The 15020-nt window shown below is 60.4% G+C and carries 12 protein-coding genes and 1 pseudogene; 5 read left to right on the top strand and 8 right to left on the bottom strand.

Annotated elements, in window-relative coordinates; all coding sequences use genetic code 11:
* Positions 1 to 120: 120 nt before the first annotated feature.
* From BFP92_RS15310 to BFP92_RS15275, 8 genes are all read right to left on the bottom strand, one after another.
* Complete coding sequence (locus BFP92_RS15310; protein WP_065930160.1) at positions 121 to 1761, bottom strand: AMP-binding protein; 1641 nt, start codon at positions 1759 to 1761, stop codon at positions 121 to 123.
* 69 nt (positions 1762 to 1830) lie between these two features.
* Positions 1831 to 3123 (bottom strand): methyl-accepting chemotaxis protein, encoded by a 1293-nt coding sequence (locus BFP92_RS32295; protein WP_065930159.1) that lies wholly within the window; start codon positions 3121 to 3123, stop codon positions 1831 to 1833.
* Positions 3124 to 3141: 18 nt separating this feature from the next.
* Positions 3142 to 4398, bottom strand: coding sequence for a GTP-binding protein (locus tag BFP92_RS15300; protein ID WP_065930158.1), 1257 nt, complete (start codon positions 4396 to 4398; stop codon positions 3142 to 3144).
* Positions 4395 to 5051, bottom strand: coding sequence for a nitrile hydratase subunit beta (gene nthB / locus BFP92_RS15295; RefSeq protein ID WP_065930157.1), 657 nt, complete (start codon positions 5049 to 5051; stop codon positions 4395 to 4397). Before nthB ends, BFP92_RS15300 begins: the two co-directional genes overlap by 4 nt.
* A gap of 41 nt (positions 5052 to 5092) precedes the next feature.
* Positions 5093 to 5686, bottom strand: a complete 594-nt coding sequence (gene nthA / locus BFP92_RS15290) for a nitrile hydratase subunit alpha (protein WP_065930156.1) — start codon at positions 5684 to 5686, stop codon at positions 5093 to 5095.
* 78 nt (positions 5687 to 5764) lie between these two features.
* Positions 5765 to 7279 carry an amidase gene (locus BFP92_RS15285; protein ID WP_065930155.1) on the bottom strand — a complete coding sequence of 505 codons (1515 nt, stop codon included), beginning with the start codon at positions 7277 to 7279 and terminating at the stop codon, positions 5765 to 5767.
* A 180-nt stretch (positions 7280 to 7459) separates the two neighbouring features.
* On the bottom strand, positions 7460 to 8326 hold the full coding sequence (locus tag BFP92_RS15280; protein ID WP_065930154.1) for a transporter: 867 nt from the start codon (positions 8324 to 8326) through the stop codon (positions 7460 to 7462).
* An 84-nt stretch (positions 8327 to 8410) separates the two neighbouring features.
* On the bottom strand, positions 8411 to 9469 hold the full coding sequence (locus BFP92_RS15275; protein ID WP_065930153.1) for an aliphatic aldoxime dehydratase: 1059 nt from the start codon (positions 9467 to 9469) through the stop codon (positions 8411 to 8413).
* Positions 9470 to 10035: 566 nt separating this feature from the next.
* Between BFP92_RS15275 and BFP92_RS15270 the strand changes: the two genes are divergently transcribed.
* From BFP92_RS15270 to BFP92_RS15250, 5 genes and pseudogenes are all read left to right on the top strand, one after another.
* Positions 10036 to 10971: an AraC-like ligand-binding domain-containing protein gene (locus BFP92_RS15270; protein WP_065930152.1), complete on the top strand. Its 936-nt coding sequence runs from the start codon at positions 10036 to 10038 to the stop codon at positions 10969 to 10971.
* A 385-nt stretch (positions 10972 to 11356) separates the two neighbouring features.
* Positions 11357 to 11593, top strand: a pseudogene (locus BFP92_RS31270) (type II secretion system protein GspD); the annotation flags it as partial.
* Between the two features lie 190 nt (positions 11594 to 11783).
* A complete protein-coding gene (locus tag BFP92_RS15260) occupies positions 11784 to 12776 on the top strand; it encodes a helix-turn-helix domain-containing protein (RefSeq protein ID WP_065930150.1) in 993 nt (330 codons plus the stop codon).
* A gap of 68 nt (positions 12777 to 12844) precedes the next feature.
* On the top strand, positions 12845 to 13777 hold the full coding sequence (locus tag BFP92_RS15255; RefSeq protein ID WP_065930149.1) for a SphA family protein: 933 nt from the start codon (positions 12845 to 12847) through the stop codon (positions 13775 to 13777).
* A 10-nt stretch (positions 13778 to 13787) separates the two neighbouring features.
* Positions 13788 to 15020 carry an MFS transporter gene (locus BFP92_RS15250; RefSeq protein WP_065930148.1) on the top strand — a complete coding sequence of 411 codons (1233 nt, stop codon included), beginning with the start codon at positions 13788 to 13790 and terminating at the stop codon, positions 15018 to 15020.

The raw sequence follows: 15020 nt of genomic DNA, 5'->3' as shown, positions 1-15020 counted from the left end.
TGGACAACCTGGGCTTTGAACGACTGGGTATAAGCGCTCCGTTCGCGCATTTAAGGGCTATCGCGTCCGCTTAAAAACAGGCGGACACCGCCGTCCTTGATTTGGGCGTTCGCCCGTGAGTCATGTGTCGAGTGCCTGCTGTTTGGCAATTTCCTGGTTGCGCAGAATGAACCGCTGCAACTTGCCACTTGGGGTCTTGGGCAACTGTTCGACGAATTCGATTTCCCGCGGGTAAGCATGTGCAGCTAGACGCTGTTTGACATGCAGGCGCAGTATTTCGGCCAGCTCGGCGCTTGGCAGGTACCGGTGGGTCAGCACGACAAACGCCTTGATCAGCTCGGTGCGTTGCGGGTCGGGCTTGCCGATCACCGCGGCTTCGACGACTGCCGGATGTTCGATCAGCGCACTCTCGACATCGAAAGGCCCCACGCGGTAGCCGGACGTGGTGATCACATCGTCGTTACGGCCTACAAAGCTGATACTGCCGTCCTCATTAAGCTCCACGATATCGCCGCTCAAGTAGTAACGGTCGACGAAGGCCTTGGTGGGCATGCCGAAGTAGCCATTGAACCAGCACAGGGGCGAGCGCTCGCGATCCACCGCCAGTACGCCCGGCTGACCGGTCGGCAGTTCCCGATGCGCATCATCCAGCACGACAATCCGGTACCCCGGCACCGCATAGCCGGCAGAACCCTCACGTACCGGATGGCGCAGCCCATGGTGATTGCACAGCACCATGCCGATTTCGGTTTGGCCGTAATGATCATGAATGACCACGCCGAGCTGTTCGGCGAACCAACGGATGACTTGCGGGTTGAGTGGTTCGCCGGCGCTGCTGACGATACGCAGTTGACCACGCACGGCGGCGGCAAACTCGTCCCCGGCAGCAATCAGCAGGCGAAAAGCCGTCGGCGAGCCGGCCAGGTTGCTGATCGCATATTTGACGATAATCCGGCAGGTGCTTTCCACGGTGAAAGGGCCGTCATGCAACAGCGTGGCCCGGCCGCACGCCAGCGGCCCGGTTACTGCGTAATACAAGCCATATGCCCAGCCGGGGTCGGCGAGGTTCCAGAAATGGTCGTCCTCGCGCAGGTCGATTGCATCGCGCATATACCCTTTGAAAGCCCGAATGGCGCTCAAAGGCACCTCAAGCGGCTTGGCCGGCCCTGTGGTGCCCGAGGTGCACATCAGCAGGAAAGGCGCGCTGGCGTCCAGCAGCTCAGGTGTGCAGTCGGTGTGTTGACGACCCAGCACGTCCCAGAAACCGTAATCGCTCGGATGCTGCGCAGGGCCGTCGGTCACGATTGCGGGTGGGCAGCCAGGGATTTCATCCAGCTTGGGACGATTGTGGGAGTCGGTCACGATCCAGCGTGCCTTGGAGCAGTCCAGACGCTGCTCGATCGCCTTGGGACCGAATGCGGTAAAGAGCGGTTGGTAGACCGCGCCGATGCGCCAGGCTCCCAGGAGGGCAATCACCAATTCAACCGTGCGTGGCATAAGGCCGGCAATACGATCTCCCGGCTGCACTCCCTGCGCTCGCAGAAAGTTGCCAAAGCGCGCAGCATGCGCCTGCAGTTCGCTGAAGGTGTAGTGCCTGGCGCGGCCATCGCGCGTTTCGCAATACAACGCCACAGCATTGCCGTGAGCGTGCCGGTCGCAGCATTCGATGCAGGCGTTCAAGGCGCCCGGTTCGCCGTGCAAGTCCTGGTCTGCCGGCTGTAGATAGTCGAAGGATGACACTGCTGAGTCGTAATCGCGCATAACGTACCTGATTATTATTGTTGGAAGGTGTCCTGTGCCCACGCAGGCCGCGCAGGCGCCTGGATGTCGCTAGTTGTCCATCATCTCGGCTGCTTGCTGGGTCGCTTGGCTGGTACGCGTGGCCAGCTTGCGCACTTCATCGGCGACCACCGCAAAACCGCGACCGGCTTCGCCTGCGCGCGCCGCCTCAATGGCGGCATTCAACGCCAACAGGTTGGTCTGGCTGGCAATGCCCTGGATGGTGGCGACAATCTGCGTCAGCTTGGTGAGGGTTTCCTGCATCACCCGATGTTGTTGCGCCTGCGCCTCGCGCAGGGTGCTTTCTTCATGGTGGGCATGGATGTCGGTGATGGCTCCCACCACCCTTTGCGGGGAACCGTCCTGCCCACGGCGCGTTTGCCCACGGCCGCGAAACCAGCGGTAAGTGCCATTTTTATGTTTGAGTCGATAATCCACATCAAACGGCGTCTTGCCGCTGCGGTCGTCCACATGGGCGACGAACGCGCCGATGGCCCGTGCGCTATCGTCGGGGTGCAAGCGTGAGGTCCAGCTTTCGAGGGTGTCAGCAAACTCCTCAATCGTGTTGCAACCCAGCAGCCGGCGCATTTGCGGCGACCACCAAATGGTATTTTTCGGGTTCGCCGGGTCGCCGGCCACTATCTCGATATCCCAGAGCCCGTCATGCAGCATTTCCCGGGAAATGTCGAAGCGTGTGGCCGCCAGTTCGAGCGCCTCGTTGTGCAGGTACTGTTCATGAATGTCACGAACGGTTCCTCCGATGGCAAGCGCGGCACCTTGCGCATCGCGTCGCGCGACACCGCTGATTCTGTACCAGCGATAGTCACCGTCTGCTGCCGGTTTCATTCGCACGTCCAGGGCCAAGGGCGTGCGCCCGCTTCGATCGGCAAGGTGCCTGGCGAGCGCTGCCAGATGCGCTTGCCGGTCACCCGGGTGCAACTGTTTGCTCCAACTGCCGAGCTGATCGATAGCCTGGGCCAGGTCCGACTCATACCCGGTCCACGTCATCACGCATTCCGGTGCGGGTGCCACGGTTCCATCCAGTTCCAGCTCCCAGAACAGTTCCCCTGCGCCCAGCGTGACCAGTGCCCAGCGCGCCGCCCATTGCCGCAACAGCGTGTCATTGCAGGCCAGGCGCTCTTCCAGTTGGTTGACGTCCAGCGTCAGTGCGCGGGCTTGCTCCTTGAGCGCTCGTCGCTCTTGCAGCAGTTGTTCGACGCTTGCCAGGATACGGCGCAATAACCGGTTGTTCGACGACAGGGGAGGGCTCGCCTGGTCAGGCTGCTCCAGGCGGTCGGCGAGCAGCGTCAATGCCCAGCGGGTGGTTCGGCTGAAAAAAAGCATGGGACACCTCTGCCTCGGTCAAATGGGATCAGCCTGCAGCGATTGCGTCGCAGCTGATAAGGCCAGCGAGTCAAAGACTGTCGCCCCCGACAGGGCTTGCCAGGTTGAAGGGCCGGCGCTGATTTCCTGAGCATTCAACAGGCAGTCGTCGAGCGCGTGCTGTAACGCGTGGGTATCCAGGTCCTGGCCGATAAAAACCAACTCCTGCCGGCAATCGCCGACAATGCTGTCCCACTTGGTCATGATGCTCTGCAACCGATATTCATCCCGTGGCCATTGCGGCTGCTCGATGAAGGTCCACCAGCGCCCGACATAGTCCCACTGGAACTGTTTGCCGCTTTGCACCAGCAGGCCGGTTTCCAAGTGCCGGCTGGCGAGCCAGAAGTAACCCTTGCTGCGCAACAGGCGCCCGTTGCGCCAAGGGCGCTGGAGAAAGTCGAGTAACCGCTGCGGGTGAAATGGAGCGCGCTCGCGGTACACCCAGGACGTCACGCCATAGGTGTCCGACTCGGAGGCCGGTACGTCGTTGGCCGCCATTTTTTTCATCCAGCCGGGCGATGCCGCAAGGCTGGGTAAATCAAACAGATGGGTGCCGAGAATGCCGGATAATTCAACGTTACCCTGAACCATCGGCAGGATCCGCGCGGTCGGGTTAAGGCCGGCGAGAATCGCGTGCACGGCCTGGTAACCAGGCTCGTCGATCAGGTCCAGTTTGTTGACGAGAATGACGTTGGCGTATTCCACCTGCTCGATCAGCAGGTCTGCCAAATGGCGTTTAGGCGTATTTTCCTGTGCGTCGTCGCGGGCCACGGTGTCCGGCGACTCGAGCAACGCCTGAAAACGACTGCCGTCGACCACCGTCACCAAGGTATCGAGCCGCGCCAGTTCGCTGAGGCTGAAGCCTTGCGCGTCAAGGAACGCGAACGTCTCGGCGACCGGCATTGGCTCAGAGATCCCCGTGGATTCAATGAGCAGGTAATCGAAACGCTCCTGACGTGCCAGGGCACTGATCTGCTCGAGCAAGTCGGCGCGCAGCGTGCAGCAGATACAGCCATTGCTCATTTCAATCAACTCATCGCGACCACGGTGCAGCGCCACGTCGCGCTGCACCTCTTCGGCATCGATGTTGACGTCGCTCATATCATTGACGATGACTGCCACTCTCAGGCCTTCGCGATTGCGCAGGATATGGTTGAGCAGCGTGGTCTTGCCGGCGCCGAGGAAGCCGGAAAGCACGGTCACCGGCAGTCGGCCTTTCAAGGCGCCGGCCATCATACGTTCACCGTGCTATCGGCATGGTCCAGATAGCTTTCGAACAGATCGACCACCACGAAACCGTCGTCGGCCGCGTCTCCCCACAGGTCCTTCACGCGAAACTCGACGTGGTAGGTCGGCTGATGCGCCGCGTTCAAGTCGCCATGCCCGATCGCGTCCGGGAATGGCCATTTTTCGGATGTTCGGTGCAGGACTACGCCATTCTTGCCGCGCACATAGGCCGGCATGCGGATATGCCCGGCCACATACTCGTCTCGCACGGTAACTCGGTCGCCGATCTCAAACGGCGCTCGACCGGTGATCGCCGGTCTGCCTTCAGCCTGCGCAGGGTTCGCCAGCTTGAAGTGAGAACCCAGGGCCTGATCGAGCTCCGCCTGGGTGATGACACCGGTTTCGACCAGCAGGGTGGCGGTAGCGATGACATAGCGTTCGTAGTACTCGGTACCGACATGTTGGCGGACATCCAGGCGTTCGACGGCGTGGCGCACTTCGTCCACGCTGAACTTCTTCAAGTGATCGGCACCGATAAACATCAGGCTGTAGGCCAGGTGCTCCCAGTCCTGCTTGAACACCGGTTGGTAGCTCAGGCTGTTGATGGTGTGAGGGACTTTGCCAAAGCCCTGGAAACCGCCGAGATCGTGAAAGCCATCCATAATAGAAACTCCGGAAAATGAACGATGACGCGCTGTTTTTCTCAGTCAACGCGGGGCAGGGCGACGCCGATCAGCACGTCTTTGGTCACCAGCGTCTGAAGCTGCTCCTCACTCATGTGTTCGGAGCCTTCAGGCCTGACCGGCAACACCAGGTAGCGGCTTTCGGCGCTGGTATCCCAAACCTTGACCACCACTTCGCTCGGCAGCTCTGTGCCCAGTTCGCGCAGTACGGTGCGTCCCTCCCGGACCAGGCGCGCACGAAACTCGAAGCCCTTGTACCACTCCGGCGGCAGCCCCAGGACGGGCCAGTTGGTGCAGGAGCACAGGCTGCACACAATCACGTTTTTCACACCCGGCGTATCTTCCAGCGCAACGATGTATTCACCCTGCGGGCCGGTATAGCCAAATTGGGCGCACGCAGCGGTACCGTCCTTTAGCAGCAGTTCGCGAAACTGTGGGTCGGTCCAGGCCTTGGCCACTACTCGAGCACCGTTCTGCGGGCTCCATTCGTGTGCCATCAGCTGTGTCATGTGCTCAATGTAACCGTCGGGGATCAGCTCTTTTTGCTTGAGCACCTGCAGGAGTGCCTGTGCTCGTTCGCCCGGCGTTGATGGGTTCTTTTCGTACGTGGTCATCAGGTTGACTCCTCATCGTTGAGCTTCCAGACAGCGCCTGGCGGCTTATTCTTTTTGCGCTGCAGGGGACAAAACCAGCTATCTGTTTTTCCAGTCAAACGACGCCTCGAACGCCGCGGCCGCCTGGTAAATCGTGCCTTCGGCATAGTGCTTGCCAACCAGCATCAGCCCGACCGGTAAGCCGTCTACCAGCCCGCAGGGAATCGACATGGCAGGATGGCCGGTGATGTCCTGAGCGCAAGCATTGCCGATCATTTCCAGCGCTCCGGCCACGTACTCGGTGATCGAGCAGCCTGGCTGCGGGTGGGGCTGGGCAAGGATCGGGACGGTCGGCATCACCAGCAGGTCATAGCGCGCCAATGCCGCGTCATAAGCGGCGCGTGTCAGGCGCCTGAGGTTTTGCGCCTTGGCGTAGTAACGGCCGTTGTAGCGCTCCAGACCGTATTGACCGACGAACATGCACAGCTTGAGAGAGGCGGACAGGTCATTCGCCTGATCGCGCCATCCGGCCTGCTTGTCCAGCAACCCGAGGTCATACAGCCCTTCCCAGTTAAAGCCGGCCCCATTGCCGTGCATCATTTGCATGGTCAGGCCTTCACAGCCGATGGGGTGCCACAACGAACCGGCAATCTTGTGCTCAGGCACCGAGACCTCTTCGACGTGCGCGCCCAGCCGCGAAAACGCTGCGATGGCAGTGCGCACAGAGGCGGCCACACGCGGGTCCTGGTTGGCCAATTCAAACCCTTCTCGCAGGACGCCGATCCTCAACCGGCTCACACCGCGTTCCAGGTAATCGCTGTAAGCGTCGACCCGGGGCGCAGCTTGTCGCGGATCCAGCCCATCCGATCCCGCCATGACCTCCAGCATCAAGGCGTTGTTGCGCACGTTTGCCGTGATGGGGCCGGCATGATCGATAGTCGCCTCGATGGCCATGATCCCGGTGTAAGGCACCAGTCCGTGGGTGGGCTTCATCCCGTAAGTGCCGCAGAATGCGGAAGGAATTCGGATTGACCCGCCCTGGTCACCGCCGACTGCCAGGTCGACCTCGCCCGTGGCAACCAGTGCTGCGCTGCCGGAAGACGAGCCACCCGAGGCGAATCCATGGCGATAGGGGTTGTGCACCGGCGCAGGATCGGAGGTGTGACTGCCACCGGACAGGCAGTAATGTTCGCAGGTTGCCTTGCCGAGAATGGTTGCGCCGGCATCCAGCAATCGGGTGACTACCGTGGCATCGAATGATGGAATGAAGCCCTCAAGTGGCTTGGCACCATTCATCATGGGCACGCCCGCCAGTGAAATATTGTCCTTGAGTGCAACCGTTTTACCCGCCAGTTTGCCTTCGCGGGCGCCGTTGACTTCTGTTCGGAAGTACCAGGCGTTGAGCGGGTTGTGTGCGGGCGAGGGGCGATAGCCCGAGCTGCGTTCGTAACGAACCGGCGGGATGAAGTCGGGCAGCTCGTCAACCAGGTCATAAGCGTCGAAGCTGGGTTGCATAAGCGCCAGGTATTCACCGGCTTGCTCCGCGCTGAGCTGCATGTGCAGGCCGCTCGAGATATCCAATAGTTGTTCAAGGGTAGGGCGTACGATTGCCATGGTTGAGCTGTCCTTATCGTAAGTGGCCGAAGAGCACTGCATGCTCTCAATATCAGCGGGCCAGGGGCTCAAGATAATCCGCGCATCCAGTCCCAGGCTTGGTTGAGAAAGACATCGACTTGGCTGAGGCGGACACCCCTGCGCAAAGGCGCCAAGTGGGCGCGATCGCGGACCCTTGCGTTAAAAAATGTGCGCGTAACGCATATTGATGCGCAAGTCTTCATGGGTGCCGTTGTCCACCGAGAGGTCCTTGCCCAATTGCAGTTGGATCTGGTCCTGTGGGGTGACGAATTTGGTGGCGGTGAGACGCAAGTTGGTGGTGCCCAACTCGTTATCCTGATTGACGTGCTCGACGTTCGTCTCACCGCCCCAGGTGCGCCCGAAGCCGATACCAAACGTGGTGGTGGCGTCTGGCATGTAACGCCCCATGATCTGTGCTGCATAGGAAACGTCCTGCTTCAAGCGGTCGGCATTTGCACCGTAATCAGTGTTGTCGCCATACCAGGTAGCGCCGCCGACCAGGTCCATAGCCCATTTTTCGGTGAAGTGTTTGACGTAGGCACTCTGCAGTTCGAATTTCCAGCGGTTCTCTCCGATATTGAGCGGGTCGTCCTTGTCATATGTGCCCGTCGGCACATACAGGTAGGGGGCGATACTGAGCGTGTCGCGGGCTTCGTTGAACCGCCATTTGACCGGGGCGGTGAGGGTCAAGTCGCCAACGCCGCGAGCATTGCCCAGCGCTGAGGCGTCACCTGCGCTGGAGACGTGCCCGAAAGGCAACAGGAATTGCGGGTCGATGGTGACGGTGTCACTGAGTGCGTAGACATGGAGCAGACGAAGGATGCCGATGTCCGAGCTCACCTTGAAGTCAGAGCTGACCTTGTGTCCGTTGGTGTAGGCCGAGTCCGTGGTGGCGTGCTGGTAATAAATCACACCGATAGTAGCGCCGACCGGATATTGCTCATAATCGCCGGGAGCGACTTCACCGGCGTTCGCGTGAAGCGCGGGCAACAGGGTGGAGAGTGTCAGCAGGCGGATCTTATTCATCGTCTATTCCTCGCACAGGGAGACCGGGCCACCCGAGAAGGGTGGCTGGGAGGCAGAAGGTGGGGTGTTAAACGCCGATGGCGCTCAGGCTGTTGGCGGCAGTGCGTCGCGCAACATGCCGGTCTGCGAGTGACAGTTGATGTACTCGAATACCTGGCTCTTGGCGTCCGACACGGACACTTCGTGGTACAGCCTTAACTTCTTCAAGCCCGCGGCCACGCGGAAGAACGTCACGAAGATACGCAGGTGAGTAGGGTGGGATTCTGCCCAGCGTTCGAGTTTCTCCACCGAGCGCCAGTGACCGATGTTGTAGCTCAGGTCTAGAAAATTGCCGTCCAGATCGATATTGCGTACGAACCGGTTGCTGTAGCAGCCCAGCGGCTGGCCGTTGTCACGCAGGAAGTCCATACCGTCCTGCAAGGTCGGCAAAATTTCGTCAAGGTAGAGCGAGCGTTCCTCGGCCTCGGCGTCCGCCCAGTCCTGGCCAGAACGAATCAACGTGAGGTTGTCATGCCCCAGGACGACGACCCTTCCGCCCTGGGCAGGGTCGCCCGCGATCACTTGCAGTTCGCTCGTGGGCTTCATCCAGTCGGTCTGGGAGATCGGGAAGCGGTCGCGCATCGAGCCCCAGTAACCGTGCTCTTCGATCTCTCCACTGGTCGCATCCATCACCGCGCCGACACCGGGCAGGTTCTCCTGGAAGGCGTACAGCGTCTCGAACTGCTCGGCGCGCGGGGCGGTGATTTCGCGGAAATAGCCAAGGCCTTCACCGAGGCGCTGCGGCGAGCACCACCAGTCATTCACCTGGGCTGAGCGCAACCAGCGACAGTGGGCTGCAGGATCTCTCCAGTACCCGACCACAATCAAATTATCAAAGCCGCTGCTGTCGGTGTGATGGGTCAAATCATGGGTGTGCGGGCCATCGACCAGGCCGAAACTGCCGACGATGTGACGCATTGCCTGCAATGCAGGCTCGCGCTGGGCGTCGCCGCGATATTGCACGCCGAGATAAGCCATCACCACGTGTTCCAGTTGTTCGTCAGCGCGCGCGACCCACATCGGGAACGGCGGTTGATACTCGTCGGGCACACGGCGGGACAGGGTGCGTGGGCATTTGAGATGTGTGTCGATTGCAGATTCCATCTTGAGCTCCTCGTTATTTTCGTTCAGGCCTGCGGGGGGGCATCAGCGCGTCGGCGGCAGGTCGTGCTTGGCGACCTGCCGTCGGTGCAGCAGCTTCATGGCCCCCCATTCAATCAACCAATAAGCCGACGCTTCAGGCGCGAGGTCGCGCCTTTGCAGAAGCCAAAGGGAGTCAGCCAGTCGTTGTGAAGAGTGTTGGTGCATGGCGTGCCTCATCAGCGGGGTATGAGCTGCTGTGAGGTGGAAATTAGGCTGGGTGATGAGGCGGCGCTTTGTTCGGCGAGACAATCGTTTGGTTGGCAAAGACAACGCTGAAACCGACGTTCCCCGTGGCCCGCACTGGTGCACCTGAGTCGCTGGGGTGAGGTGCTGTGCCCTTAAATGGTGAAGGCCGTGGAGCGCGACAGCCTCCCGGGCACAGCGAAAGTTGCGATTGACATCATACGGCAGCGCACCTGCGCAGGCCTGCCACTGCGCTTGGCCTGTTATTTGCTGCGCATGCCTGAAAATGGGCCGCACGTTTCAACTTCTCAAGCGCCTGTTGCATCGTTGTCGAGGTCAGTGTCATGAATCCGAGCGCTCAGTATTCGACCCTTGCCGTTCCCGCAGCACGTCGGTTTGATTATTGGAAAGAAGTGGTCTGCCGGCATTGCCTGGCGGCCGATAGCAAACCCTTGTCCCAGAGCAGCTTTGATGGCGCGCTCGCCATCAATACGGTCGGCGAGCTGGACATCTGTTCGCTGTCATCGCCGATGCATCACTGGGAGCGTTCCGAGCGGCACCTGCGCAGCGGTCCGGCCGAGGATTTATGGTTGGGTTTCGCTCGAAATGGCCACGGCCAAATAGAACAAGGTGCCAGAAAAGCCAGCCTGGCAATGGGTGATTTGTTTCTTTATGACGCAACTCAAGCGTTTCGCTTCAGCCTGGGTGGTACCGAAAACCACTTGATCCGTATTCCGCGAGCGTTGCTTACCGAGCGTTTGCCGCGCATTGCGGAGTTCACCGCAATGGTCCTCGACGACCGGCGCCCTGGTGTAGTTCCGTTGCGCGAAATGTTGCATCAGGCCGCGAGCACGCCAGCGTCGTTGCAGGATGAGCGCATCTCCAAGCGTTACTCAAGTGCTTTGCTGGACCTGCTTGTGATCAGCCTGGAACTCCAGGACCTGAAGACGAGCCATCAGGAGATGGACCTCTACGGCCGCATTATGAAGTACATCCAGCGACACCTGGCCGAGCCGGACCTGTCCATTGAAGCCATCGCCAAGGCCCACAACGTGTCCACCCGAACCGTTACGCGGGCCTTCGCACGCTACCAGAAAACCCCCGTTGCAGAGATCTGGAAAGAGCGCCTGAATGCCAGCCGTGAAGCAATTGAACGCGGCCAGGTACGCAGTGTGTCCGAGGCGGCGCTGGACTTCGGGTTTTCTGACTTTTCTCATTTCAGCCATGCGTTTCGCAAGGCGTTTGGTGTGGCGCCGAATACGCTTTTACGCCGCAATTGAAGGAAGTGCTGGGGCTTAGACAGGGAGCATCTTTTTCAAACCATCCAAAGCAAGCCTCCGGATGTGCCCCGAACCTGGTCATCCACTGGAAGGGTATGGATTTCCCTGGTTTATGGAAAAGCAGAAAGAAATAGATGCTCAGCCTGCTCGGGCAACGCCTAAAGGCTTTCGGGGTCGTGAGTACATTTCAACTTGCGACTACGGAATGGGCCTGTGCCACTTGTGTATTGCTAAGGCGGCCCCTGAAGACGAAAGGTATGGTCCTAGTATTGAGACCAATTATGAAAGCTACCTCGATCAAGTGATGTTTGATCTGAAGGTAGATCAGAGAACCGCTCGCGCCGAGGTGATGCACGTCCTGAGGTTAAGCCGGTGGCGGCGGGATGGGGGGCGGGTCAAGCAGGACAATGCTGAAAGCGGCACGTCGGTACCTTATCCTGGCAAAATCCCCGACCTGCGCTGGTTGTTTGGCGCTGCCAGCAAGTCCAAGGCGCGTACCGAACTGATCGTGCTGATTACCCCGCGTGTCAGCACCAGCAGTCAGTCACGCCAGGTCACGGATGACTATCGCCAGCAGATGCAGTTGCTAAAGGTTGAGCCGCTTCGCGCTCGCCTGCGATGATCCAGGCAGAGTAATAGGCAGGTAGCCTCAACGGTGAGGCTTTGGTGAAATGAGACGTCCTACAAAAGGCGAGCGAGCTTGCCTGTCTCACTATCCATTTTCGGCACAAATGCGCTGCCTGTCCTGAGTTCGGAATGGAACTTGCGTTGTAGGTGACCTGTAAGCCTTGTAACTGAAAAAGGTCAGGTCCATGCACAACAAAAATGAGCTGATGCCGACGGTTTCCAGCAAGGTGCGGACGGCATCGCCCCTCCAGCGTTTCCTGACGAGTGACATCGATGAGCACGCTCGGAACATGCCCGGCTGGGAGCTTCGCTATGATCAGTTATCGCCGGGGATCTTTGAAGGCGAGCTGACCGAGTTCCGTTTGGACTGGATGCAACTGGCACGCGACCGCTCTAATCAGGCCATGATCAAGAGCGGATCGGCTTGGGAAGGGTCAATCACTTTCAGCTTGCCGTTGAGTGCTGACGGCCCGGTGTACTGCTCGGGGCATCCGATTCACGACCCCAGCCTATTGGTCGTCCACGGGCATAACCTGCCCGAGATACACACTCCCCAACACCTTGACTTGCTCAACGTGGCGATTGACGAGCGCGTGCTGGAATATGTCCTGGAGCGCCAGGGCAACGCCTTTCGAATTACCGATATTCCCAAGTGTTACCGCCTGGGTGACTCGACTGTGCAGTATGAACTTACGGCATTGTTCGATGAACTGGCCGGTCGCGATCAAGGGCGTGATGCATTGCTGGGGCACGACGCGATCCGCCGCGGCATACGCGACACAGTGATGCTGCATGTGCTGGAACTGATTGCGCCGGATCAGGCGCCGCCCCTCAACCCCACCGCGCGTAAAAGGATGGTCGACCGCGCTCGCGAATACGCGCTGAGCCATCTCGACGAGCCGTTGTCGATCCTGGACCTGTGCAACCACATCGGCGCCAGCCGGCGCAAACTCCAGTACTGTTTCCAGGAAACCCTGGGGATCAACCCGGTGGCATATTTGCGTGCATTGCGCCTCAATGCAGTGCGACGTGAATTGCGAGCGGGCACGCCATCGGAAGGTGTTCAGGCCGTGGCGGCACGCTGGGGGTTCTGGCATCTGAGCCGGTTCTCTGGCGATTACCGCACCCTGTTTGGCGAAAGCCCTTCGCAGACCCTGCGGCGTACTCAACTCTGCTGAAAACGGATAACCCGCTCACGGCGTTGCTCAATAGGATGGCCCACACCACTTGATGGGAGGGGTATTCGATGATCAACAACAATAATGCAAACGCCGTACGTCTGACGCTGTTCACCCTGGGCCTGCTCGGTTGCTGTGCCGGCGCCCAGGCCACCGAGAACGGCGCGCCGACCACAGCGGTCGGTGTGTATGACTTCGGTGCAGGGATGATGCCACCGGCCACGCCTTATGGGACCGTTGGGCTGCGAACGGGGTTCTATTCGGCCAATGTGCAGAAGGACCGCAGCGGGCGCGCGGTCGACAACCATCTTTCACTGGATGTGCTGTCCATCGCAGCGGCCTATATGCACATGACGGATCACACCGTGTTGGGCGCAAGCTACGGCTACGGGATGGTGGTGCCGTTTTTCAAGATGGACGCTTCCATGAAGGTCCAGACATCGGTCGGGCCGTTGCACCTGGAAGCCGACCCGTTTCGACTGGCCGACGTGCAGTTTTTGCCGGTGATCCTGCAATGGAATCTATCGCCGAATCTGTTCATCAACACCCAATTGCAGCTCCAGGCGCCCACCGGCGACTACGACAAGAATCGCCTGGTATCTCCAGGGCTCAACCACTGGGCGTTCTCGCCGATCGTCAACGCTACTTACATCACCGACAGTGGCTTCGAGGTGTCTTCAAGCTTTGAAGTCGACGTCAACACCCGCAACCCCGCGACCGACTACAAAAACGGTGTCGAGTACCGCCACGAATTTGCTGTGGGCCAACACGTGGGGCCTTGGACCCTGGGCCTGGGCGGTTACTACTACCGCCAATTCAGCGATGACGACGCGCCGGGGCTGCAATCGGGCAACCGTGCACGGGTGTTGGCGGTCGGGCCAGCGGTGAGCTACATCGCGCCCGGGCTGCCGCCCATCTGGCTGCATGCCTACAAGGAAACAGATGCCCGCAACCGCGCCGAGGGTTACACCGTGGCGCTGCGTATTTCTCAAAGTTTCTGAGGGGCTGGCCATGAACCCATTCCGTTCTGATTGTGCGTTACCCCGTCAAGCCATCGGGCGTCGCGAAGGGCTGGTGCTGATGCTGGGCAGTAGCTTGACCGTCATGGGCGCGGTCATGGTGGCGCCGGTGCTGCCCAAGCTTGGCGCCGAGTTTGGCCCGCTGGAATCGCGCGCCGACTTGCTGGTGCCGCTGGTGGTCACCGGGCCGGCACTGGCGATTGCATTGTGCGCGCCGTTGGCCGGATGGTTGGCCGACCGGGTAGGGCGCAAGCCCCTCCTGATCATCGCCACTCTCTTGTATGCCGTGCTCGGCGCGCTGCCGGCAGTACTCGATCATTTGCCGACCATCGTGGGTATACGTCTGTTGTTCGGCTGCGCCGAAGCTGCGGTCATGACCTGCTGCGCTGCGCTGATCGCCGACTATTGGCACGGCGAGGAGCGCATGCATTACGTCAATCGGCAAGTGGTGACCATCGGGCTGGTGGGGGCGCTGTTCTTCGTGGTGGGTGGGGCGCTGGGCGAACATTCCTGGCGCCAGCCGTTCCTGCTGTACCTGCTGCCGTTGCTGCTGGTGCCCGCGATGTTGAAGGTGCTTTGGGAACCCGGGGCCAGCCGGCAATCCCTTGATGTGCCTGACGAGGGGCGGGTGGCGATGCTGTCCTTGGTGCTCGGTTACCTGCTGATTCTCAGCGGTATGGTCCTGACGTTTGTCGTACCGATCCAGGCGCCGATTCTGCTGGTCGGCCTGGGCGTGACGTCGAGCACACTGATCGGGCTGTCGGCGGGGTTGAGCCTGCTGGCGACCCTCGGCGGTTCGCTGGCCTGGCCGCTGCTGCGCCGCCGCATCGGTATCGCCGGTTGCAATGCGTTGCTCCTGACATTACTGGGGGCGGGACTGTGGCTGCTGATGCGCGGGCAAAGCTACAACGCGGTATTGCTGGCGGTGCTGATTCACGGCCTGGGCGCCGGGCTGCTGGTGCCCAACGCGATGGCACCGGTGATGAATGCCTTGACTGCCAGGACCCGCGGGCGCGGTTTGGGCGGCTTCACCGCCTGTCTGTATTTCGGCCAATTTGTCAGCCCGTTGGTGGTGGCGCTGCTGAGTGCCTACTCGGGCGACCTGCGCCTTTCCATCCTATGGCTGGCCTTCGCCAGTGTGGCTTCGGCCCTGGTCTGGGCGCTCGCAGGCCTGCAAGCGCGACGCAAGACGGCTCCCCGTACTTTCGGCTCAAGTCATTCGTAA

It is taken from the genome of Pseudomonas sp. 58 R 3 (assembly GCF_900006605.1).
GTDB lineage: Bacteria > Pseudomonadota > Gammaproteobacteria > Pseudomonadales > Pseudomonadaceae > Aquipseudomonas > Aquipseudomonas salomonii.
The sequence above is the reverse complement of the archived record's forward strand: the minus strand, read 5'-3'. Positions and strand labels throughout refer to the sequence as shown.